The organism is Streptomyces sp. NPDC053432 (genome assembly GCF_055585365.1).
On record NZ_JBVJKF010000018.1, the window covers coordinates 1 to 22480 of the forward strand.

At 74.1% G+C, this 22480-nt stretch carries 24 protein-coding genes and 1 pseudogene; 17 read left to right on the top strand and 8 right to left on the bottom strand.

The features are described from left to right. Both ACZ6Y1_RS26270 and ACZ6Y1_RS26275 read left to right on the top strand, forming a co-directional pair. A partial coding sequence (locus ACZ6Y1_RS26270; protein ID WP_469631460.1) for an aggregation-promoting factor C-terminal-like domain-containing protein occupies positions 1 to 89 on the top strand: 89 nt, incomplete at its 5' end. Between the two features lie 129 nt (positions 90 to 218). Continuing rightward, a complete protein-coding gene (locus tag ACZ6Y1_RS26275) occupies positions 219 to 971 on the top strand; it encodes a DUF72 domain-containing protein (RefSeq protein WP_469634539.1) in 753 nt (250 codons plus the stop codon). A 23-nt stretch (positions 972 to 994) separates the two neighbouring features. Here ACZ6Y1_RS26275 and ACZ6Y1_RS26280 read toward each other — a convergent pair whose 3' ends face one another. From ACZ6Y1_RS26280 to ACZ6Y1_RS26300, 5 genes are all read right to left on the bottom strand, one after another. Beyond that, positions 995 to 1399 (bottom strand): ATP-binding protein, encoded by a 405-nt coding sequence (locus tag ACZ6Y1_RS26280; RefSeq protein WP_469634542.1) that lies wholly within the window; start codon positions 1397 to 1399, stop codon positions 995 to 997. Between the two features lie 89 nt (positions 1400 to 1488). Next, on the bottom strand, positions 1489 to 1878 hold the full coding sequence (locus tag ACZ6Y1_RS26285; RefSeq protein WP_469634544.1) for an STAS domain-containing protein: 390 nt from the start codon (positions 1876 to 1878) through the stop codon (positions 1489 to 1491). A gap of 131 nt (positions 1879 to 2009) precedes the next feature. Beyond that, positions 2010 to 3602 carry a phytoene desaturase family protein gene (locus ACZ6Y1_RS26290; protein ID WP_469634547.1) on the bottom strand — a complete coding sequence of 531 codons (1593 nt, stop codon included), beginning with the start codon at positions 3600 to 3602 and terminating at the stop codon, positions 2010 to 2012. Next, on the bottom strand, positions 3589 to 4035 hold the full coding sequence (locus tag ACZ6Y1_RS26295; protein WP_469634550.1) for an SRPBCC family protein: 447 nt from the start codon (positions 4033 to 4035) through the stop codon (positions 3589 to 3591). Before ACZ6Y1_RS26295 ends, ACZ6Y1_RS26290 begins: the two co-directional genes overlap by 14 nt. A gap of 45 nt (positions 4036 to 4080) precedes the next feature. After that, positions 4081 to 5088, bottom strand: a complete 1008-nt coding sequence (locus ACZ6Y1_RS26300; protein WP_469634554.1) for an SDR family NAD(P)-dependent oxidoreductase — start codon at positions 5086 to 5088, stop codon at positions 4081 to 4083. A gap of 159 nt (positions 5089 to 5247) precedes the next feature. On the opposite strand from ACZ6Y1_RS26300, the gene ACZ6Y1_RS26305 reads away from it, so the two are divergent. Further along, positions 5248 to 5472: a DUF6480 family protein gene (locus ACZ6Y1_RS26305; protein WP_469634557.1), complete on the top strand. Its 225-nt coding sequence runs from the start codon at positions 5248 to 5250 to the stop codon at positions 5470 to 5472. Here the strand turns inward: ACZ6Y1_RS26305 and ligD are convergent. From ligD to ACZ6Y1_RS26320, 3 genes are all read right to left on the bottom strand, one after another. Continuing rightward, positions 5448 to 6377 carry a non-homologous end-joining DNA ligase gene (gene ligD, locus ACZ6Y1_RS26310; protein WP_469634560.1) on the bottom strand — a complete coding sequence of 310 codons (930 nt, stop codon included), beginning with the start codon at positions 6375 to 6377 and terminating at the stop codon, positions 5448 to 5450. The two genes, ACZ6Y1_RS26305 and ligD, sit on opposite strands and share 25 nt — an antisense overlap. Next, complete coding sequence (locus ACZ6Y1_RS26315) at positions 6374 to 7012, bottom strand: DNA polymerase ligase N-terminal domain-containing protein (protein WP_469634563.1); 639 nt, start codon at positions 7010 to 7012, stop codon at positions 6374 to 6376. Before ACZ6Y1_RS26315 ends, ligD begins: the two co-directional genes overlap by 4 nt. Before the next feature lie 125 nt (positions 7013 to 7137). Further along, entirely contained in the window at positions 7138 to 7647 is a 510-nt protein-coding gene (locus ACZ6Y1_RS26320; protein WP_469634566.1) for a GNAT family N-acetyltransferase, read from the bottom strand. Between the two features lie 199 nt (positions 7648 to 7846). Between ACZ6Y1_RS26320 and ACZ6Y1_RS26325 the strand changes: the two genes are divergently transcribed. From ACZ6Y1_RS26325 to ACZ6Y1_RS26390, 14 genes and pseudogenes are all read left to right on the top strand, one after another. Further along, positions 7847 to 8497 carry an acetate uptake transporter family protein gene (locus ACZ6Y1_RS26325; protein ID WP_469634569.1) on the top strand — a complete coding sequence of 217 codons (651 nt, stop codon included), beginning with the start codon at positions 7847 to 7849 and terminating at the stop codon, positions 8495 to 8497. 121 nt (positions 8498 to 8618) lie between these two features. Continuing rightward, positions 8619 to 8897, top strand: coding sequence for an isoamylase early set domain-containing protein (locus tag ACZ6Y1_RS26330; RefSeq protein WP_469634572.1), 279 nt, complete (start codon positions 8619 to 8621; stop codon positions 8895 to 8897). 15 nt (positions 8898 to 8912) lie between these two features. After that, a complete protein-coding gene (locus ACZ6Y1_RS26335) occupies positions 8913 to 9377 on the top strand; it encodes a hypothetical protein (RefSeq protein ID WP_469634575.1) in 465 nt (154 codons plus the stop codon). An 81-nt stretch (positions 9378 to 9458) separates the two neighbouring features. Further along, the gene (locus ACZ6Y1_RS26340) at positions 9459 to 10154 is read left to right on the top strand and encodes a DUF6766 family protein (RefSeq protein WP_469634578.1); all 696 of its coding nucleotides are present in this window, start codon (positions 9459 to 9461) and stop codon (positions 10152 to 10154) included. 150 nt (positions 10155 to 10304) lie between these two features. Continuing rightward, positions 10305 to 10766, top strand: a complete 462-nt coding sequence (locus ACZ6Y1_RS26345; RefSeq protein WP_469634581.1) for a DUF5133 domain-containing protein — start codon at positions 10305 to 10307, stop codon at positions 10764 to 10766. Positions 10767 to 10877: 111 nt separating this feature from the next. Continuing rightward, positions 10878 to 12062 carry a PP2C family protein-serine/threonine phosphatase gene (locus ACZ6Y1_RS26350; RefSeq protein WP_469634584.1) on the top strand — a complete coding sequence of 395 codons (1185 nt, stop codon included), beginning with the start codon at positions 10878 to 10880 and terminating at the stop codon, positions 12060 to 12062. 128 nt (positions 12063 to 12190) lie between these two features. After that, positions 12191 to 12994, top strand: a complete 804-nt coding sequence (locus ACZ6Y1_RS26355; RefSeq protein ID WP_469634587.1) for a polysaccharide deacetylase family protein — start codon at positions 12191 to 12193, stop codon at positions 12992 to 12994. 114 nt (positions 12995 to 13108) lie between these two features. Then, positions 13109 to 14620, top strand: a complete 1512-nt coding sequence (locus ACZ6Y1_RS26360) for a hypothetical protein (protein ID WP_469634590.1) — start codon at positions 13109 to 13111, stop codon at positions 14618 to 14620. Between the two features lie 546 nt (positions 14621 to 15166). Next, on the top strand, positions 15167 to 16078 hold the full coding sequence (locus tag ACZ6Y1_RS26365) for an ADP-ribosylglycohydrolase family protein (protein WP_469634593.1): 912 nt from the start codon (positions 15167 to 15169) through the stop codon (positions 16076 to 16078). Positions 16079 to 16484: 406 nt separating this feature from the next. Further along, positions 16485 to 16601, top strand: a pseudogene (locus tag ACZ6Y1_RS26370) (SDR family oxidoreductase); the annotation flags it as partial. A 216-nt stretch (positions 16602 to 16817) separates the two neighbouring features. Beyond that, positions 16818 to 18251 carry an SWIM zinc finger family protein gene (locus tag ACZ6Y1_RS26375; RefSeq protein WP_469634596.1) on the top strand — a complete coding sequence of 478 codons (1434 nt, stop codon included), beginning with the start codon at positions 16818 to 16820 and terminating at the stop codon, positions 18249 to 18251. Beyond that, complete coding sequence (locus ACZ6Y1_RS26380; RefSeq protein ID WP_469634599.1) at positions 18248 to 20953, top strand: DUF7824 domain-containing protein; 2706 nt, start codon at positions 18248 to 18250, stop codon at positions 20951 to 20953. The genes ACZ6Y1_RS26375 and ACZ6Y1_RS26380 overlap by 4 nt, the downstream gene beginning before the upstream one ends. Positions 20954 to 21039: 86 nt before the next feature. Continuing rightward, a complete protein-coding gene (locus tag ACZ6Y1_RS26385) occupies positions 21040 to 21711 on the top strand; it encodes an esterase/lipase family protein (protein ID WP_469635094.1) in 672 nt (223 codons plus the stop codon). Positions 21712 to 22032: 321 nt separating this feature from the next. Continuing rightward, the gene (locus tag ACZ6Y1_RS26390) at positions 22033 to 22458 is read left to right on the top strand and encodes a subtilase-type protease inhibitor (RefSeq protein WP_469634602.1); all 426 of its coding nucleotides are present in this window, start codon (positions 22033 to 22035) and stop codon (positions 22456 to 22458) included. Positions 22459 to 22480: the final 22 nt, after the last annotated feature.

Below are 22480 nucleotides of genomic sequence, written 5' to 3' on the forward strand. Positions count from 1 at the left end.
AGATCAAGTGGGGCCTGGACTACATGAACTCCCGCTACGGCAGCCCGGTCGGCGCCTGGAACTTCTGGTCCGCCAACCACTGGTACTGAGCCGCCGGCAGCACAGGCAGCAGCACAGGCAGCAGTCGCACGCAAGACGCCCGGCAGGGACTCCCCGCCGGGCGTCTTCGCGTACGCGGGGCCGGGTGTGGAAGGCCCGCCCCAGGGCATGCGCACGGTATGGGTGTGATCGTCGGCACCTCCGGGTGGCAGTACCGGGACTGGTCGGGCGTCTTCTACCCTCCGGACCGGCCGCAACGGCTGTGGCTGGAGGAGTACGCGCGGCACTTCCGCACGGTGGAGAGCAACAACGCGTTCTATCGCCTGCCGTCGCCGGAAACGTTCGCCCAGTGGCGCGAGCGCACTCCGGCCGGCTTCCTGATGGCGGTGAAAGCGAGCCGCTTCCTCACCCACATCAAACGCCTGCGCGACCCGACCGAACCGGTACACAGGCTCATGGAGCACGCCGCGTCCCTCGGCGACCGGCTCGGCCCGGTCCTGCTGCAGCTGCCGCCCACGCTGCGGGGCGACCCGGAGGCACTCGACCGCTGCCTCGCCTGCTTCCCCGCCGGTGTCCGTGTCGCCGTCGAGCCCCGTCACGCGTCGTGGTGGACCGCCGAGGTGCGGTCGGTGCTCAGCGAACGGGGCGCGGCCCTGTGCTGGGCGGACCGGGGCTCCAGGCCGGTGACACCGCTCTGGCGCACCGCCGACTGGGGCTACGTCCGCTTCCACGAGGGCCGCGCCCAGCCCTGGCCGTGCTACGGCCGCACGGCACTGCACAGTTGGGCGGGCCGGATCGCCGACACCTGGCCCCGTGAGGCGGACGTCTTCGCCTACTTCAACAACGATCCCGGTGGCGCGGCCGTGGCGAACGCACAGACGTTCATCCGGCTCGTGGAGGCATCGCAGCCGGCTCCCCGGCCCCGCCCGTGACACCACCGGCTACGGCGGGACCGTCAGGACGGAAGCGGGAGGTCGGCCCAGACCGTCTTGCCGCTGCCGTCCCGCAGGGTCCCCCAGTCCAGGGTGAGCCGGTCGACGAGGAAGAGGCCGTGGCCCCCGATGGCTTCGGGCCGGTGCTCGCCGGGACGGGGTGGCTCCGGGCTCGGGTCGCTGACGGCGATCCGCAGCACACTGCCGTGGTGCTCGAGGGCGATCCGCAGGACACCGCCGGCGTGCTGGGCGGCGTTGGCCAGCAGCTCCGCGGCGACCAGGACGGCGTCGCCGCTCTCTGCGGGCAGGTGCCAGTCGTCCAGCGTCCGGCGCACCCAGGCGATCCCCGCACCACAGGCCCCCACCGCCTCGGAACCGAATTCCAGTTCGCGGTGCGGGAGTGCGGGAGGCGATGGCGGTGGGCCCATGATCGATCCCTGAGCAGCGGGCGGCTTGTTGCTTCGTAGCCCGCCCCTGCCCGCCCTCGTCCCCCCTACGCACCGGGCGGTGTCCGGGATCAGCGCGTGTGCCGGGCGGCGGCTTCCGCGACGGTCGGATGCACGTCGAACGAGTCCGTCGCCCCGGTCACCTCCAGCACGTGCCGGACGGCTTCGCTGGGGGAGACGAGGGCCAGCGGCACGCCGCGGGCGCGGGCGGTGTCGCGCAGGCCGAGGAGGAGGTTCAGGCCGTCGGCGGTGAAGAGCTCCACGGCGTTGAGGTCGACTGCGAGCAGGACGGGACGCAGATCGAGAGCGGCGCGCAGGGCGTGGTCGCCGACGTCGCGGGTTCCCACGTAGAGGTCCCCGGAAAGTACGCAGACGACGGCGTCGCCGACCCGCACCGTGTCCGTCTTCAGCTCCGGCGCCTGCGTCGGCAGGTCGGCGTCCTCCTGCGGGCTGCTGCTCATGACCGCCTCCTCGGCCCGCCGACCCACGCCTGCCGGGCTGCTTCCACCGTACGCCCCGACCCGCACCCGACCTGGGCAGCGGGGAGCCCCCGAAGGGGGTGACGGACCGATGCAGCGGGGGCTCGCAGGGCTCAGCCGGCCTGTCCCCGTCCGCGGGGCCGCAGCCGCCCGGCGCGCAGCGCGGTGCGGGCGGCATTGGCTCCCGGGGCTCCGTGCACGCCCCCTCCGGGGTGTGCGGTGGCGGAGGCGAGGTAGAGGCCCGCGATGTGGGTGCCGGGTCGTCCGGTGCCCGGTGTGGGGCGGAAGAAGAGCTGTTGGTGGAGGTTGGTGGTGCCCTGGTTGATGGCGCCGCCTACGAGGGCCGGGTTGAGCCGTTCGAGATCCGGCGGGGCGAGGACCCGGCGGGAACGGACCGTCTCCGCGAAGCCGGGCGCGAACCGCTCGATCTGCGCCTCCATGCGATCGGCCATGGCCTCCCTCTCCCGCTCGTCCCAGCGGCCGGTGATGCCGTCCGCGCCGGCGTCGCCCCTGATCTCCTGGGGGACGTGCGTGTACGCCCAAGCGGACTCGGTGCCCGCGGGGGAGCGGCTCGCGTCCGCCGTGGTCATCTGCCCGAGGACCGAGAACGGGGTGGACGGCACCTGGCGCATCGCGATCTGGGCGGCGAAGAGCGTCAACTCGTCCACGCCGTCGGCGAGATGGACCGTTCCCGCGGTGCCCGGACCGTCCGCCGCCCAGGGGATCGGCCGGGAAAGGGCCCAGTCGACCTTGACGGTCGAGAAGTCCCACTGGAACCGCCGCAGGTCGCCGCGCAGGGGGTCCGGCAGGTGTTCGCTCCGCAACAGCCGCCCGTACAACTCAGGTGCCGGCACGGCCGCCAGTACCGCTCGACGTGCCCCGACCAGCGTGCCGTCCAGGGTACGGACCGCCACGGCCCGCCCGCCCCGCACCAGGACCTCGACCGCGGCCTGCCCGCAGTGCAGCACGCCGCCGCGCGCGACGAACCGGCGCACCAGCGCGTCGGACAGGGCCTGCGCACCGCCCTGGGGCACGGGGAAGCCGTGGGCCTGCCCCAGCATGCACATCAGCCAGCCGAAACCCCCGCCCAGGGCGGATTCGGGCGCCAGATCGGCGTGGAGGGCGTTGCCCGCGATCAGCAGGCGCCCGCCCGCGCCGGCGAACTCCTCCTCGCCGAACCTCCGCGCGGGCAGCAGCATCCGGCGCGCCACCCGCAGTGCTTCGGCGTAACCCAGCCGCCACGCCAGCTTCCCGCCCGCGCGCAGCGGCGGGAACGGTGTGAACAGGCACTCCGTCACGTCGTCGCCGATCCGCTCCCACAACCGGTACAGCCTCAGCCACGCCGCCCCGTCACCTCCGGCGAAACGTTCCAGTGAGGCCGCCGTCGCCGACGGGTCGGAGGCCAGGACGGCGCAGCGGCCGTCGGCCAGGGGATGGGCGACCACGGCGGGGGCCCGGCTCCATCGCAGGCCGTGGTCCTCCAGCCGCAGCCGCCTGATGACCGGCGAGGCGGCCGCCAGCGGGTAGAAGGCACTGAAGAGGTCGTGGACGTAGGCCGGATCCAGGGCGCGGTCGCTGCGCACCGCTCCGCCGGCCGAGGGACCGGCTTCCAGTACGACCACCCGCCAGCCGGCGTCGGCCAAGAGGTTCGCGGCGACCAGCCCGTTGGGGCCGGCGCCGATCACCACCGCGTCAGGACCGGTCACGGCGGTCCCCGTCCTCGCACCGGCGGGCCAGGCGCGCCAGCAGCAGGCGGTGACGTACCTGGGAGAGGGCGTCGATCGCCGCGTGGTGGAAGGACCAGCCCCTCCCGCGCAGCGGGTGCTCGTCCATGATGATCAGGGTCTCCGACCCCCAGGGACGGACCTCGAAGGCGATCCGGGCACTGACGCCGCCGGCCAAGGCCTCCAGCTCCAGCCGCCGCGGGGCCTCGTTCACGCGTACGACCGTCTCACCGGAGTACGTCAGCGGCCCGAGCCTGACCTGGTAGTTCAGCCGGGAGCCCGGCTCGGGCCACCGGCCGTCGGCTTCCTGGGAGTCGTGCGCACCGACCACCCACGTCGCGTACCGGTCGCCGTCCGCGAGGACCTCCCACACCCGTTCGGGAGGGGTCCGAACCAGCCGGTGCTGCACTGCCATCACTGCCTCCGCGGGGTTCCGAGCCGAAGTCCTGTGCGGGGGCGCCTACCCGGACGGGCCGACCTCACGCCGGCCCGCCGAGCGGGCGCCGCGCACGCCGCGGAGGGCCGCCAGCACGGCGGCCGCCGCCACGGCCCCGCGGGCCAGGGTCCGCAGGCCCGCGCGGCGCCCACCGTGCACGGCGGCGCTGCCGCCGGACGGATCGTCGAGGATCCCGGACGTCACCTCGGTGCCCGCACCCGCCTCCGCATCGACGTAGGCGGTGTCGGTACGCCATGTCACCGCGCGCCGCACCAGCCCAGGAGCGGCGCCGTGGGCCACGACCATGAGACGGGCGTACGGTCCGACGAGCACCCTCCGGCGCGGCCGGCGCGCGGTGCGCACCACGGCCCGCGCGATCCGTTCGGGGGTCGCCATCGGCGGGAGGGAACGCAGCGTGCGGCCACTGTGGTTCGCCGCGTGGCGGAAGAACGGGGTGTCCACCCCGGTCGGCAGCACGGTGCAGACCTCGATCCCCGGTTCCCGGAGCAGCCGCAACTCCTCGCGCAGTACCTCGTCGAACGTGACGAGCGCCGACTTCGACAGTGCGTATCCGCCCATGTACGGGGCCGTCACGTACCCGCCGAGTACGGAGGCGACGTCGATGACGACTCCCCGGCCCTGGCGCCGCATGACCGCGACCGCCGCCCGCACTCCGAGCACCGTACCGAGGACGTTGACCTCGATGAGGCGCCGCAGCCGCCCTACCGGCACCTGATCGAACCGCCCCAGGATTCCGACCCCCGCGGCGTTGACCCAGACATCGATGCGGCCGAACCGGGAGACCGCGGCGCGGGCGAGCTCCTCCACCGCCCGCTCATCGCTCACGTCCGTGGGCACCACGAGGGCGTGGCCGCCCCGAGCCCGGCACGCCCGGGCGACCTCCTCCAGCGGGCCCCGGCTGCGGGCCGCCACCACGACGCGGGCCCCCCGCCGCGCACACTCCAGCGCGGTCGCCCGGCCGATCCCGCTCGACGCGCCGGTCACCACCACGACGGCATGACGGATCCTCACCCCCTGCCCCTGACCGGTTCCGCCGAGTCCATGCGGCCCGGAGGCGGGGGAGATGTCCGCCGGGACCGGCGTACCACGTGTCATAGGGCGACACCGGGTGGGTAGGCGCCGGACGAGCCGGGCCGACCCGGTGGCCATGGGGGGTACGAGGAGGCAGACATGTCCGCACCCATCCCAGACCCGGAGCCGCGCAACACGTTCCGCCCCGAGCAGGGCGTGCCGCCCGGTGAGACACCGCCCGGTGAGTCCAGCACCGGCTCCGGCGCGGGCCCGTACCGTCCTCTCACCCGCGGCTGGGGCAAGGGCCCCCTCGTGGTGATCTGCGTGGTGGCCGTGCTCTGTGCCCTCTTCTTCCTGGCCTACGCCATCATGCTGAACCTCTGAAGCAGCCCGCGGGCCCTCCGCAGGGAGCGGGGCCGAGGAGGGTCCTGCCAGGGGTCGTCCTCGAGCAGGCCGTCCACGGTCGGGAGGGTCCAGCGCCGGGCCGTGAGGTCCGGGTCGTCGAGATCCCTCCAGGCGAGCGGGGCTGCGACGGGGGCTCCCGGGCGGGCGCGCACGGCGTACGGAGCGACGGCGGTCTGGGCGTATGCGTTGCGTTGGATGTCCAGGTAGAGCCGGCCACGGCGTGCCTTCTTCCGGGCTTCGGTGGTGAACCGGTCCGGGTGGCGTGCCGCCAGCGTGTCGGCGACGCCGCGTGCGAAGTCGCGTACGTCGTCGAAGGGCGCGCTGCGGTCGAGGGCGACGACGACGTGGAGGCCGCGCGAACCCGTGGTCATGAGCAACGACGGCAGTTCCAGCTCGTCCAGGAGCTGGTGCAGGCCGCGCGCGGCGTCCCGCACCGGGGAGAAGTCCTCGCCGGCCGGATCCAGGTCGAACACCAGCCGGTCCGGATGGCCGGGCCGGTCGGCCCTGGACAGGAAGCGGTGGGGGGTCGTGCACGCCTGACCGGCGAGGTGGAGGAGGGTGGCGGTGTCGTCACAGACCGCGTAGGTGACGGTGCCGTCCTCCTTGGGCAGCTCGGCCCGGTGGACCCAGTCCGGGAAATGGTCGGGGACGTCCTTCTGCATGAACGCGGGACCGTCGATCCCGTCGGGATGCCGCTCCAGCATGAGCGGCCGTCCGCGCAGGTGGGGAAGCATGCGCGGGGCGACCGTGCGGTAGTAGGCGGCGAGGTCGGCCTTGGTGATGCCGTCACCGGGGAAGAGGACCTTGTCCGGCCGGCGGATCTCGACCGTGCGCCGGCCGGTTCGTATGCGCTGCGGCGGCGTGGGCTGCTGCTCCGGGGTCATCGGGCCCTCCCGGCCGGTTGCTCGTCGGCGGCGACCTGGTTCAGGGTCCGGCCGGTACGGACGGACCGCGCCCGCCGGGGGTCCGGCGTACCGGTGGAGGAGGCCCGCTCGTCGGCGTGCTTGACCAGCAGCCAGGCCTCCTTCCCGCCGTCCCCGGTGTCGCGGATGCGGGTGAGCGAGTAACCGCCGTGCAGTTTGCGGCCGTCGAGCCGGAAAGAGGCGTGCCCCCGCTCCAGGGCCTCGGTCAGCGGGATCTCGTGGCCCTCGCGGTCGTGGCTGGCGTTGCGGTACGTCCCACGGTCCCAGACGATCACCGTGCCGCCGCCGTACTCGCCTTCCGGGATCGTGCCCTCGAAGTCGCGGTATTCCAGCGGATGGTCCTCGGTCGGTGTTGCGAAGCGCTTGTCGTGCGGGTCGCCGGAGGGGCCCTTGGGCACGGCGAAGGACTTCAGCACGCCGTCGGCTTCGAGCCGGAAGTCGAAGTGCATGCTGCTGGCGTCGTGGATCTGGACGACGTACGAGGGCTGCTCATCGGGCTGCTCGTCGGACGGCTCGTCGAGCCGCCCCTCGGGCTCGGCCGTCTTCGAGAAGTCCCGTCGCCGGTGGTAGCGGGCCAGCGCTCGCTCGGCTGCCATCGCACCCTCCTCACCGTGGGGAAACCGTAGGGCGAGGTGCCCCGCCGACGGTGCGGCACCCTACCGAGGGGGCTACCCGGCTTTCCCGCCGCCATCCGCGGCGGTCCGCCGCCCTCGGCCCTCGGTCAGTCCAGCTCCCCGGCGAGGAGGTCCATGAGCAGGCCGTCGTGCCAGGTGCCGTCGGCGCCGCGTTCGTACTGGCGCATGACGCCGACGGGACGGAAGCCGACCTTGGCGTAGCAGCGGATGGCGGCGGCGTTGTCGGCGGCCGGGTCGATGACGATCCGGTGGAATCCCGCCTCGTGGACGAGGTGCCGGGCGAGGGTTCGGACGGCGTCGGTGCCCAGGCCCCGGCCGTGCACCGCAGGGTCCAGGAAGAGGTCGATCCCGGCGTGCCGGTAGTCGGGCTCTTCTTCGGCGTGCCACTGGATCATGCCGATGACGCGGCCGTCCTGGCAGATCGTCAGACAGTGGGTGCCGGGATCGGCCAGGTCTTCCGCGACCTCGGCTTCCAGGTCGGCGCCACCGCGCCAGCGGGCCCGCACCTCGGGGGTGGCGCGGATCGCGGCCAGTCCGGGGATGTCACCGGGCTCCGAGGGCCGGAGTTCGAGCGCGTCGCCGCACAGCACTGTCATGTCCCGAAGCCTACGGGCCCCCCGCGGGGACCCGTAGGCGCGCGTCCGGGGAGCCGCCGGACAGGGGCGGACCTCCCCGGTCCGCGGCAGCCGGAGCGCACCCACCCCGCACGGGGGCGTGACGGGCGCAGAGCGGGGCAGGCGCGGAACGCAGGTACGCCCCTCACGACACCGGTTGCCCGCCAGAAGGAGTACGAACATGGCCGCGCCCCTTGCTCCGCGCCACGCCACGGCAACGTTTCTGCGGCCCGTCGGCACGCCCCTGCCGCTCGGCTTCCTGGCGCTGGCCGGGGGAGCCTTCGTCACGGCCGGGCTCCAGCTCGGGTGGGCGCCGCCCGCCGAACGGCACCCGGCCGCCGTGGTCATGATCGCGTTCGCCTTCCCCCTGCAGCTCCTGGCGTCCGTGCTGGGCTTTCGCGCCAGGGACACCGCCTTCGGTACGGCGATGGCCGTCCTGGCGGGGAGCTGGCTGGTCCAAGGAGCCCTCCTGAGCGCCGGGCCCGTGCCCGGCACACGGCACGTCCTCGGGCTGTTCATGCTGGTCACGGCCGTGAGCCTGCTCGTTCCGGTCGCAGCCGCCGGGAGCGGCAAGATCGCGGCCACCGTCGTGATCGCCTGCGCCGCGCTGCGGCTGACCGTGGCCGGACTGTACGAGCTGACCGGGGCACCGCCCTGGGAGAACACCGCGGGCGTCATCGGGCTCGTCCTGACGGCGGCCGCCCTGTACGCGGCCGCGGCCTTCGCGCTGGAGGACACCCGGCACCGTCCTGTTCTCCCCGTGGGACGCCCCGGCCCCCGCTCCGCCGCCGTCCGCCGGGGGAGCGAGCCGGGAGAGCGGCCGGAACTGTGATCGTCCCGGGCGGGGCCGGGCGGGTGACCGCCGCGCGCCGGGCGGCGTGTGCGGGCCGGGAGCCGGCACGTCCGTGCCACAGTGCGGGGGCTTCTGTCCCGTTGTACCGCCAGGAGTTCCGATGCTCGAACGCAAACAGCTCAAGGGCCGCCGCACCCAGATCACGTTCGTCCTCCCCGAGGGCACCCCGGACGGGCCGGTCAGCGTGGTGGGGGACTTCAACTACTGGAACCCCTCCGCGCACCCCCTCACCTCCCGTGGCGACGGCACCCGGGCCGCCACCGTCACCCTGCCGAACCACGGGGGGCACTCGTTCCGCTACCTGGCCGCCGGGGACTACTGGTTCGACGACGAGCACGCCGACGCCCACGACGGCGTCAACAGCCGCGTCCACACCTGACCCGGAGGACTCGCCATGGAGGCGATCGCGGCCCGGCGCAGGCCCGCGGTGATCGCACCGCCCCGCTCCCGGCCCCGGCCGGCCCGCCGCCACGTGCTCGTACTGTGCGCGCTGGCCCTCGCCGCAAGCGGGTGCGGGGGGCCTGCCGGCCGGGAGGACGCGGCGGCCGGCGCGGGCCTGGCATTCGAGCAGGCGCTGGGCGCCGGCGAGCACGCGCGGGCGTGCGCCCTGCTGGCCCCGTCGACCCGCCGGGAGCTGGAACAGGGTGAGCAGCAGGCGTGCGCCAAGGCGCTGGCCGCCGAGGAACTGCCCCGGGCCGGGGCCGTGCTGAGCGCGGACGCGTATGGGAGGCAGGCGATGGTGCGCATGACGGGTGACACCTTGTTCCTGTCGCAGTTCACGGGCGGGTGGAAGGTGGTGGCCGCGGGCTGCACGCCGCGCCGGGACCAGCCGTACGACTGCCGGGTCAAGGGAGCCTGAGGTGCGTTTCCTGTTCGTCACCACGCTGGTAGTGATCCTGGGAGGGCTCGGCTACTTCATCACCATCGGGGTGCTGCAACGATGACGGACGACAGTGAGCGGCGGGGCGGCTTCTGGCGGGAGAACAGTCTCACCCTGGCCTTCGGCATCGCCTTCCTGGTGGTTCTCGCGTGCCAGGCCGTGACGGGGCACGCCGAGTTCAACGAGCAGCTGACCGTCGACGGGATGCAGCCGATCGGCTTCGGGGACTATCTGCTGAGCTCCGATTTCGCCGTGGACGTCACGGAGAACTGGCAGTCGGAGTTCCTCCAGTTCTTCCTCTACATCTTCGGCACCGTCTACCTCGTCCAGCGGGGCTCGCCGGAGTCGAAGAAGGTCCATCAGGCGGGCCCGGAGAGCGAGGAGGAACAGCGCATGGGCGATCACGCCCGCGCCGACTCCCCCGGGTGGGCGGGTACCAAGGACTGGCGCCAGGCGCTGTACGCCCGATCGCTGGGGATCGTGATGGGCGGTCTGTTCGTGCTGTCGTGGCTGGCGCAGTCCATCACGGGTACCGCCGCCTACAACGGCCAGCAGCTGCGCCAGCTGGAGGACCCCGTCAGCTGGGCCGGATATCTGAGCACCCCCGACTTCTGGAACCGGACCCTGCAGAACTGGCAGTCCGAACTCCTCGCCGTCGCGGCCATGGTCGTGCTCTCCATCTACCTGCGCCAGCGCGGCTCCCCGGAATCCAAGCCCGTCGGCGCCGCGCACACCACCACCGGCATCGAGGGCTGATCCGCTGCCACCGCACGCCGGGAGTCCCCGGAAGGGCGGGCCGATCCTCCTCCACGCGTCATCGCGGTCGGGCCGAAGGGACCTCTCATGGCCAGTCCTGGCACCACCCCACCGTCACCGAAGGGTCCTGCCCGGACCCCGCAGGCACTGGTGAGGGAAACGACGGCCGCCAGGGCGACCGGCATGCTGATGGCCGGCGTCCCCTGCTCCGCCAGGGAAGCGGCACAACTCATGCAGACCGCCGCCGCCCGGGCCCGGCTCACCACCGCCGAAATCGCCCGAGCCCTCGTCGCGTCGGCCCGCGGGGAAACCGTCCCGGCGCGGGCCGAACGCGCGCTGCGGCACGCCGTCCTGGCGGCACGCTCGGGCCGGGCCCCGCAGGGGGAGCAGCCGGAGCAGCCCGGGCCCTTCCTCACGCCGAACCCGGCGAGCACCCGAAGAGCCCTCGCCCGGCTCCGCGACTGCCAGGTCCGCCTCACACGGAATCCGGGCGACGCGGAAGCCCGTCAGGACATGGACGATGCCGCTTACACCCTGTGCGTCCTCATGGGACGGCCGGCGCTGCACGCCGCCGTCACCGCTGCGGAACAGCGCCTGGTCGAGCAGGAATGAAGGGCCGTCCCCGGAGCCGTGTCCGGCAGGCCGACCGGGCGCATCTTGGCGAGTATGGGAAGAGGAGCCCGGCCGGCGGACCGCCGGGCGTGTGATCGCGATCGGAGATCTGTGGCGGCGCACGACACCACTGCCGGGCTGGGACCCGTCCTCGACGAAGGACATCTGGTCCAGGCCGGCGAACTGCCGCGACTCATCGAGGCCGCTGCCCGTGCGGCGGGAGCGGACGGCACGTACCTGTACGTCGCCGACCTCCAGCAGATCCGGCTCGTCGCGCTTCCGCAGGCGGGTATGGCCGCGGACGAGGAGATCCTGGACATCGACTCCTCTCTCGGGGGCCTCGCCTACCGTACCCAGAGAGCCCAGCGGACACGGGACGGCTCCGTGGCCTACCTGCCGATGATCGACGGCGTCGAACGGGTGGGGGTCCTCAGGGTCACCGCGCCCCGGCTCGATGCCGACACCCTGCTCGCCTGTGAACAACTCGCCGACCTGGCCGCGCTGCTGATCGTCGCCAAATCCCTGCACAGCGACACCCTGATCGCCCGCGAGCGCGCTCAGCCGATGACCGTACAGGCAGAGCTGGTCTGGGCCTTCCTGCCGCCCCGGACCATCGGCACCCGCGAGGTCACCTCCTCCGCCGTGCTGGAGCCCGCCTACGAGATCGGTGGGGACGCGTTCGACCACAGCCTCACCGAGAGCGAGCTCCACCTCACCCTGATCGACGCGATGGGGCACGACCTCGCCTCCGGCGGCTCCAGTGCCGCCGGCCTGGCCACCTGCCGGGCGACCCGCCGCTCCGGCGGCTCCCTGCCGGACATCGCCACCGCCATCGACCGCGTCCTGGGCGAGTGGATCCCGGACCGTCTCATGACCGCTGTCATCGCCGGCCTCGACATCCGCACGGGCCGGCTCTCCTGGGTCAACTGCGGCCACCCCGCCCCCCTCCTCATCCGTGACGGCCGCGTCGTACCCGATGCCCTGTACCGGAAGCCGCAACTTCCCCTGGGCGTCGGGTTCCACACCCGGACCCCACCCACTCTGCACCAGCAGCGGCTCCAGCCGGGCGACCGGATCCTGCTCTACAGCGACGGAGTCACCGAAGCACGCTCACCCGACGGTGACCTGTTCGGCGAGCAGCGCCTCGCCGACGCCGTTCTGCGGTCCGCCGCGGCCGGCGATCCCGCCCCCGAAACCCTGCGCCGCCTCATCCAGAGCCTTCGCGTCCACCAGGACCACCGGCTCCGCGACGACGCCACCCTCCTCCTGGTCGAATGGCACCCCGTGACCCCCTGACCGGCCGCGCCGAACACGCGGCGGGAGCCGGGGAGGGGCCGAAAGGACGATGGGGGTCCGTTCACGCTTGCCCTAGCCTGTACCGGTAACGCACGCCGGGGGGCCGAGCGCAAAGGAAGAGCGCGTCCATGGTCATCGCCAGCAGCTCCGCACGTCGTCGATGGGCGGGCTCCGCCGTGGTGGCGGCCCTCCTCGGCCTCGGGGCCGCGGCCGCACCGGCCCTCGCCGCCTCGGACGGCTCGGCGGGCCGCTCCTCGGCCGGCTCCTCAGCCGGCTCCTCGGCCGCGAACTCCGCCGGGCCCGCCGGGAGCGCCTCCCGGGTCCCCGTGGGCATATCCCGGCTGGCCCAGGGACCGGGCCACGCCATCGCCATCACCATCGACGACGGCCCGGACCCGCGCTGGACCCCGCAGGTCCTCCAGGTGCTGCGGGAGAACCACGTCAAGGCCACCTTCTGCATGATCGGGACCCGCGCGCAGAAGTACCCGGACCTGGTGCGCGCGGTTGCCGCCGACGGACACCAGCTGTGCGACCACTCCGTCGACCACGACGTGACCATGGACCACAAGCCGGTCGCGTACCAGAAGCAGCAGATACTCGACGGCAAGGCCATGATCGAGAAGGCCGCGCCGGGTGTCGCCGTGAACTACTACCGAGCGCCCGGCGGCGCCTTCACGCCCGAGAGCCGCGCGATCGCCGCCGCGAACGGGATGCGGCCCCTGGGCTGGAGCGTGGACCCCAGGGACTGGAGCAGGCCGGGGCTGCCGGCCATCGTCTCCGTCGTGGAGGGCGTGCTGCCCCAGCAGCCGACCGTCCTCTTCCACGACGGCGGCGGGGACCGCAGCGAGACCGTCGCGGCGCTCAAGGAGTACCTGCCCTGGCTCACCGAGCGGGGCTACACCACGACCTTCCCGGCCCGCACCGCCCCCTAGTGCTGTGACCGCCCGGTCCGTAACCCGGTGACACCGGAGGGCCCCCGAGTGGAGAATCGACCCGACCGGGGTGGGGCCGAGGGGCGGGGGGCGCTGATGGGTCGGGCACTGCGTGTGGGGATCGTCGTTCTGCCGGCGGCGTTCGTGTTCTGGTACGCCTCGTACTACTCGACGATCATGGTCTGGGAGTTGCGCAAGCTCTTCGCCTGGTTCGCCCTGCCCGTGCTCGCCGCGGCGGGCACCGCCGCGGTGTGGCTGGTGGTGAGGTGGCTGCGGCGGCGTGCGGGGCACGGGGCGGCCCCGGACGGCGCGGCCGTCACCTTCGGGTGTCTGGGCGCGGTGGCCGGGCTGGCGCTCACGGTCGGCTGGCTCGTGTACGGCTCCTACCTGCAGGACCGTGCGTACATGGCGACCGCACACATCGTGACCGATCCCGTGCCAGGGCTCGCGGCCCGGGCGCCCTACGTCGTCGGCAAGGCACAGGCCGCACCGCACCTGGGCGACGTCACAGGTGAGATTTCCGACATCACCTACCTGCCCGACGCGGACAGGTTCGCCACCCTGGTGGAGCGGCGCGGCTGGCTGGCCGGTTACGAGGTCGGACTCGTGCAGGACATCCCGCTCGGCGGCGAGAGCCGCAGCCAGGAGCGCTGCCAGTTCGACACCTCCACCGCGGATGCCCGCATCAGCGGCTGGTTCTCCCACAACCTCGGCCGGAAGATCTCGGCCGAGCGGCGCTGGGTCCGGTTCGAGGCCGGCGACGCCTACGTGACCTGCTCGGGCGGCGAGCCGACCGTGGTCGTCCCGCTCAAGCGCCAGAGCGGCATCCTCGTCGTGACCGAACGCCCCGCCGGGGTCGCGCTCTACAACGGGCGCACCGGCAAGCTCACCATCACCTCCGACACCTCCGCCGTTCCCGGTCCGTCGTATCCGCTCAGCCTCGCGGCCCGGCAGCGGGAGGGGACGGCCGCCGTCGGCGGTTTCGGCGACTGGTGGTTCGAGCGCAGCGGCTGGGACGCTTCGGAGGACGGCGCCAACGAGGGCAACGAATCCGAGTTCACCCTGCGCTACCGGGAGGAGGCCGGGCGCAGCGCGTACGTCACCCCGCTCACTCCGCAGGGCGAGGCCAGTTCGGTCGTGGCCGTGTCCACGGTGCCCACCCGCCACGAGGGCGACGGGCTCGCGCCGATGACCATCCACCGCCTCACGCCCGCGTGGTCGTCCCCGAAGGCCCTCGTCGCCCTCATCAAGGCCGAGTACCGGGACGTCTGCTGCTACAACGACGACCAGGTGTTCGAGGTCGTCCCCACCGGTGGCAGCACATGGACGGCCACCGTCGGCAGCGAACAGAACATCCGGTACCGGGTGGAGGGGAAGGGCCAGGTGGGAGGCCGGGAAGCGACCTGCCTGAAGGCCGCCGACGGAGCACTCATCCGGTGCGGGTTCGCGGCTCCCGGATCGCCCGAGGAACAGGAGCTCAAACGCAGGGAGCAGCAGAAACAGCAGGAGCAGGGCGCGAAGAACCCGGGGGATCCGGGCGACCTCAAGGGCTACACCAATGAGCAACTGGCCGAACTCCAGCGCCGGATGAGCGAGGAGATCGCCCGCCGCCTGAAGGGCGGATAGCCGGCCGGTGACTGTCCACGGCCCGTCAGGTCCGTCCGGAGCGCGCGGCGGGTGAACCGGCGGACCTGGGGCCACCTGGTTCGCGGGTGGCCGCGATGCCGTCCGATCGCACCGCCTACCGGTGCGTCGGGTGGGGTCGAAGAGGTTCACGGCGAGCGCGGCCACGATCAGGCCGGCCGCCAGCAGCAGCCCGTGCGGTACCACGGCGCCCGTGACCATGGCTGCAAGGGCCGGCAGCAGGGCCAGCCAGGCCAGCCCGTGGTGGCGCTCGCGCGGCCGACGGGGTCGACAGGGCCGACGGGGCCGACGGGGCCAGTGCGGCCGTCCGGCCCGGCCGGGCCGGCTCTTGCCCGTGCCGCACGCGGAGCGGGGGACGGCCCCGGGGCCGGCGAGCCGGTCGTCGTCCGATCCCGTCATCGCCTCGTCTCCTATCCATCGGTCAGGTGCGGGCGAAGCAGCGCAGCCATACGTACATACCCGCCGGCGCGGCGGTGACCGCAGGAAATCCCGATGCCGGGGACGTGAGTTGCCTTGGATACTGGGGCCATGATCGACCCGCCTCCCGCCGCTCTGGACTCCCTGGCCGGGCTCGCCTTCGGCGACGCCTTCGGCGACCGCTGGTTCGGCATCCTGCGCCGCGACGGGCCGGCAGCCCTGGAGGCGCGGATCCTGCCCCCGGAACCGCTCTGGCAGTGGAGCGACGACACCGCCCAGGCACTCGTACTCGTCCGGGAACTCGCCGAAGGCGGCGGCACCGTCGACCAGGACCGTCTCGCCGAGCGCCTCGCCGAGGCCTACGCCGAAGACACCCACCGTGGCTACGGAGCCTCCATGCACGACGTGCTCCGCCGGATCGGCGCGGGGGAAGCATGGCGCGAGGTGGTCGCCGGACAGTTCGGCGGCCAGGGCTCCTGGGGCAACGGCGCCGCCATGCGGGTGGCCCCCCTCGGCGCCTGGCTCGCCGAAGACCTCGACGCGGTCGCCGAGCAGGCCGCCCGGCAGAGCGAGGTCTCCCACCACCACCCCGAGGCCGTCGCCGGAGCGGTGGCCGTCGCCGTGGCCGCGGCGCTGGCCGCCCGCAGCCGTGGCGGGGCCGCCCCGGCGCGGCCGGACCTCCTCCTGGCCGTCGCCGACCGGCTCCCCGTCGGCGACGTCCGGTCCGGGCTGCGGATCGCGGCCCGGATGCCGGAGCACACCTCGGTCCGGCACGCCGCGGAGGTGCTGGGCTCCGGCTACCGGATGTCCGGACCCGACACCGTGCCGTACGCCCTGTGGTGCGCGGCGGCCCACCTCGACGACCTGCACGAGGGCCTGTGGTCCACCGTCGCCGGGCGCGGGGACATCGACACCACGTGCGCCATCGCGGGCGGGGTCATCGCCGCCCGCACGGGGGTCGCCGCCCTCCCGCCCGCCTGGCACGCCGCCCGCGAGCCGCTGCCCGCGACGACGTACGCGTAGCAACCACCCGGCGGGGGCGCCATGTTGTCACCGGGCCCTGCCTGGGGTGACGGGGCGCCGCCCGGGTGCGCGCCGCGGCGTCTTCGTGCTGCCGAGGCGCCGGTAACCGCCGACCACGAGCTGTCGCCGTCCGGCGAACCCCGCGCTGAACTGGTCGTCAAGGCACACAAGCGCGCCGACCTGGAGGAACTCGCCTCATCATCCCCGCCCCGCTCGAACTGCGCGACGCCCCCCAGCGCCGAGGCCGTCCGCACGCCGACCGCCCCGGGGGCATCGACGTCCTCGACCACGCTCGTTCGGCGCGGTCGAAGACGTCTCCGACACCGAACTGAGCGACCAACCGGAGACCCTGGTCGTGGGCCTCGGCGACTGACCCGCCTGGTCCTCCCGCTGGTGCGTCCCCTCCATCGTCGGCCGCACGGCCTTTCCGGGCCGCGCCGCATACGGAGCCCGGAAGCATGCGCCGGAAGGCATGAGCCGGTCCCTGGCCGTCGAGGCGGCACCCCACGACATCCGCGTCACCGTCCTCGAACCCGGCATGTCCGCGACCCGCCACGGCACCTCCATGTCCGAGACGCGCCACCGGATCCCCACCGCGACCCCTCCGGCGGATCCCCATCGGCGAGGACCCTCCGCTCATCTGACGCCACCTCAGACCTCCCCGACCACACCCTCGGTACCGGCGAAGGCAAGCGCGGGCGGAGCGCCGTTGTCAGTGGTCCCGCCTAGCGTTCCGGACATGACGCGAACCGCACACACCTTCGCCTACGCGGGCTCGTCCTCGCTGACCACCGCGGGCGGCACGGGACGGATCCTCGGCCTGGAGACCGCGGGCGGTCTGACGCCGGCCGGCGCCGAGGCCCACCCGCAGTTCTTCGCCGGGTTCCTGAACAGCCCTCAGGCCGCCGCCCGGGCCCTGCTCGCCGTCGCCGACGTGGCCGCCGCCCGCTACTACCGGCGCACCCTGCGGGCCTCCCTCGACCCGGTCGTCACGGGCAACGGCGACCGGCTGCGCTTCGAGTCCTTCTCCGGGTGCTGCGGGGTGTACGCCCGGCTCGACGTGCTCCCCGACGGCCTGGGCGGCGCGGACACCGGCCACGGCACCACCAACGTCGACGTCAACAACCCGCTGCGCGAGGCCCTGTCCCGGCTGACCGGCGACGACCCGCTGCACCTGCGCGTCGGCCCCGACGAGCTGACCGTCACCACCCTCGACGGCCCGGTCGTCGAGAAGAAGGTGCCGCTGCCCGACCGCTGGCTCCGCGGTTTCGCCGAATCCCAGGCCATCACCACCGGTTTCGACCTGCGCGCCGAACTCACCGCCGCCGAAGCCGTACGCTTCCTGCGCTCGCTCCCGCGCACCCCCGCGGGCGGCAGCGCCGCCGGCGCCGCCCTGTGGGTGGTGCCCGCGGGCCGCACGCTGCGCCCCACCACCCGCCCCGTGCCCGGCGCGGTCTGCCTGCCCGGCCCGGACCGGCTCGCCGCCCTCCAGCGGGTCCTGCGCAACGCCACCGGCCTGCGCGTGTACGGCCCCGTGCCCGACGGGGCGGCGCCCACCGCCTCCGCCTGGGAAGTCGGCCTGCCCGGCATGCGGCTCACCCTCACCCTCTCCCCGGAGCCCGACCGCGGGTTCTCCGGCGAGGGCGGTGTGCTGGAGGCCCTCGCCACCGACACGGCGGCCGAGGACGCCGACCTGATATCCGTACTCCTGGCCTGGGAGCCGCGCATCGACCCGGCCGACCTCGCCGAGCAGTCCGGGCTTCCCGTGGAGCGCGTACGGGCCGCCCTCACCCACCTCGGCACGGCCGGCCGCGTCGGTTACGACCTCGCCGAAGCCGCCTACTTCCACCGCGAACTTCCCTATGACGCCCGCCGCGCGGAACGCCACAACCCGCGCCTGGTGGCCGCCCGGGCCCTGCTGGCGGCGGGCGCGGTCACCCTGGACGCCGCTGCGGGAACCGCGGTAGTCGCCTCCGGGGAACGCCGCTACCAGGTCCGCTGCACCGGCGGCGCCCTCAGCTGCACCTGCCAGTGGTGGGCCGACTACCGGGGCCGCCGGGGCCCCTGCAAGCACGCCCTCGCCACCCGTATGGCCCGGCGGGCCGCCGCGCACACCACCACCCCAGACGCCACCACCCCCGACGCCACCGTCCCCGCCGGAGCCGCACGATGAACGCCACCGCCCACGAGACCCCCGCTCCCGCCCCGCAGCCGGACGCTCCGGCACCGGAGATCCTCGCCGCCGTACGGGCCGGACGCGTCAAGGCCCTGCCGGGACTGCTGAAGCCCCTGGACCGGCCGCAACGCCGCGCGCTCCTGGCCGAGTTGAAGGTGCTGCGCGCCGATCTGCGTTCCCAGGGCTGGGACAACTGGCGGGAACGGGACCTGGCGAGCGGGGGCCTGGTCGTGGCCGGCGCCGCGTGCAGCACCGGCGCGGCGGCCACCGCCTCCTGGCTCGCCGCCCGCGACCTGCGCCGCTGGCGGGCGCTCCCCACCGGCATCCTGCTCGACGTCCTGTCGGACCGGGAGCCCCGCCTGCTCGGCGACCTCGCCCACCGGCTCGCCGACCGCGCCGCGACCGCCGAGCAGGACTACCCGCTGATCCGCGCACTCGTCGGCCTCGCCGGGTGCGCGATGCCCACCACCGACGGCGTTCTCCAAGGCTGGGCCTCGGCCCTGCCCGCCCACCGCGTACCCCTCGTCGACGCCCTGCGCGCGGACCCGTACACCGCCGAGCTCGTCCCGCGGCTCTTCGAGACCGCCGAGCCGATCGCCTCGCTCACCTGGCCGGGCGGATCGACCGGCCCGTACCACTGGCCGACCGCGCTCGCCGCCCTCGCGGAGGAGGGGCTCCTCGACCGCACCGGGCTGCTCGACGCGTGCACCGCCCGTCTGCTGCGCGGCGGCACCGCCCCCCACCTCAAGCCGTACCTCGCGGTCCTGCAGGCCCTGGACCCCACCGCGCAGGAGGAGCGGGAGCGGGCGGCGGACTGGATCGCGCTGACCGCCGACGCCCCGTCCGCCGTCGCCGGGCACGCCCAGCAGGCCCTGGCCCGGCTCGCCGCGGCCGGCGACCTCACCCCAGGCCTGCTCGCCGAGATGTCCTCGACCGTCCTCTTCCGCCCCGAGAAGAAGCTGGTCCGCGCCCAACTGGTGCTTTTGGGACGGGAGCTGGTCCGCGATCCGGCCGCCGCCCCCGAACTGCTGCCCGTACTCGGCGAGGCCTTCGGGCACACCGACACCGACATCCAGGAGCGGGCCCTCAAGCTCACCGCCGCGCATCTCGTCCCCGACCCCGACGTGCGCGCCGAACTGGCTGTCCAGGCCCACCTGCTGAGTCCCCTGCACCGGGCGCGTGCCGTGGAGGTCCTCGGCCCGGACGCCGCACCCGCCGCCGGCACCACCCCCTACCGGGAGGTCCTTCCGCCGCCCCCGGGCCAGGTCCTGCTCGCGCCCGCCCCGGAGAGCGTGGAGGAGACCGTGGAGCTGGTCGCCGCCGTGATCAACTCCCGTTCCGCGAGCGTCGAGGAGTACGAACGCGCCCTGGACGGCCTCGTACGGCACGCACACCGCGACCAGGCGGCCCTCGCAGCGGCGCTGCGTCCCGCCCTGGCCGGACGCTGGTGGACCGACCCCGATCGGACCCGCCACTACACCCACGAACTGCCCGGTCTCGAACACGTCGCCGCCGCCGTCCTGGACGCCCGCCCGGCGACGCCGGCCCACCCGCCCGCGGTCGCGCTCGCGTCCTGGCGCAGCGACTGCCACCACCCCGCGTTCGACGTCGCCGCGCACGCCCGGCTCGCCGAAGCGGCCCGGCACATCGCGGACCGGCCGCTGCCCTTCCTGCTCGCGGTCCCCACCCTCACGACCGGCTCCCTGGACCCGTGGACGCTGATCGAGCGCCTCGCCGAGTACGGACGGCTCGGCGCGACCCCCGGCCCGGCGGACTTCGCGCAGGCCCTGCTGCGGACCCGGCGCGACCCCACGGCCGTCCCCGCGGCGTCGGCCCTGGGCACACCCGAAGGGGACCGGCTCGCGGCCTGGCTCGGCGAGGACGGCCGGCCCGCCCCCGTCACCCGCCGCACCGCGCCGGCCCGGGCCCGCCACTACGACGTATGGCCGGAGCACCTCACCCTGGACACCGGGGAGCGCCCGACGGTGCTGCGCGGTTTCCCCGAGCCGTTCCGCGAGCTGGGCGAGGCGCGCACGGCGACGGGCCGCTGCTGGGACGGCGGCGACGACGCCGCCCTGGTCGCCGCCCTCCCCGAGGACCGCGAGACCCTGGCAGCCTGGTCGCTCCCGGCCGTCACCTCGTGCGCACTCCACGACGACCGCGGCGGGACCGGCGTGCTGCCCCTGCTCGCGGCCGCCGGCGGCCCGGCCGGCCCGGCCCTCCACCTCGCCGTCGCCACCGGGCTCGGCGCCCGCCACGCCGAGGACCGGCTCAGGGCCGTCGACGCACTCCTGGCCCTCGCCGCCCGCGGCGAACTGGACGCCGTACGCCTGGGTTCCGACCTGGGGGAGCAACTGACCCTGGGCACGGTCAAGCCCAACCGGCTCGCGGACTCGCTGCGCACCGCCGCCGCGACCGGCGCCTGTGCGACCACGTGGGCCGTGCTGGCGGCCGCGCTGCCCGCCCTGCTCGCCGGCGATCCCGAGCCGCGCGGCACCGGCGAGCTCCTCGAGATCGCCGCCGACTGCGTGGAACAGTCCCTGGTGGCCTCTGCGCACCCGGACGGCCTCGCCGCCGTCGCGGAGCGCGGCGGCCGGTCCCGCCTGGTCACGCAGGCCGCCCGCCTGATCGCGGCCCTGGACCGGAACCGGGAGTCGTCGGAGGTGTCGAACGGCTCCGCCGAAACGTTCCTGGGGTGAAGAGGGGCGGCCGGACGGGTGACGGCTCCGGGCCGGGGCGCGGGCGGGGCGGGCGGGAACGCTACAAACGGCGCGTGAACGCGTCGATGCTCCGCTCGCTCCCCGCCGTCCTGATCTCCCTGGCCGTCTGCGCCGCACCGGCCGCAGCCGTTCCCGCCGCCCCCGCTCCGCCCGACCCGGTCGTCTTCGTGCACGGCTGGAACAGCGACGGCGGGACCTGGAACACCATGGCCGACCGGTTCCGCTCGGACGGCTGGCCGGCCGACCGCCTCCACCAATGGAGCTACCCGAGCTCGCAGTCCAACACCACCACCGCGGCGCAGCTCGCCACCGTCATCGACCGTGTCCTGGCCTCCACCGGCGCCGCCAAGGTGGACGTCGTCACCCATTCCATGGGCGGCCTGTCCTCGCGCTACTACCTCAAGAACCTCGGCGGCGACACGAAGGTGGACGCCTGGGTCTCCCTGGCCGGCCCCAACCACGGCACGCAGACCGCCCGTTTCTGCGGCGGGGTCTCCTGCGCCGAGATGCGACCGGGCTCCGCCTTCCTGCGCGCGCTCAACTCGGGCGACGAAACACCGGGACCGACCCGGTACGCCACCTGGTGGTCCTCCTGCGACGCGATCATCAACCCCGCCGGCAGCGTCGCCCTCACCGGCGCGGTGAACACCCAGGCCCCGTGCCTGCTGCACACGGCGTTCACCGGTGACGCCGGGGTCTACCGGCAGGTGCGGGACCACGTGGCCGGCGGGTCGTAGAACCGCCCGCCGCACCGGCCACCGGCACCGGTCCGGGACCGCATCGTTCCGGTCACCCTGGACGGCCCTTCGTGCGACCGGGCTCGCCCGTCACCAGGGCGGGGACCGAGGGACCGGGCGCCACGCCGTGCCCCGGGCCGGGCCCGGCCACCCCGTGGGACCAGTACGAACCACCCGCGCCGTCCGGAATCCGCGCGACCTGTCCGTAAGTCGACCGCCGATGTGCGACCAACCTCCGCACCTGCCAGCATCGACATCGGTTGAGCATCACATACAAGCTCAACTGCCAACTCGACCTTTGAATCGAAAGCGAGTGTTGTCATGCGTCACCGCTTAGCCGCAGTCTCCGCCGCCGCCCTCCTCTGCCTCACCGGTGCCACGGGTGCGGCGGAGGCCCAGACGGCGAGCCTGTACGCCCCGTCCGCCCTGGTCTTCACCGTCATCCAGGGGGACGACGCCGCCACCGGCACCGTCCTGCGGGCGACCGTCCTCAGCTGCGCCTACACCGCCGAGGGCACGCACCCCGCCCCGAGGGCGGCGTGCGATGCCCTCAACGCCACCGGCGGAGAGTTCAACCGTCTTCTGTCCGCACCGGATCCGGGCCGGGCGTGCCCGATGCACTACGCCCCCGTCACCATCACGGCGGACGGTGCCTGGCGCGGCAGCCGCCTCGCGTGGAAGCACACCTTCTCGAACGCGTGCGAGATGTCCGCGACCCTCAACGGCAACGTGCTCTACGCGTTCTGACGCGGAGACCTGGATCCGCCGC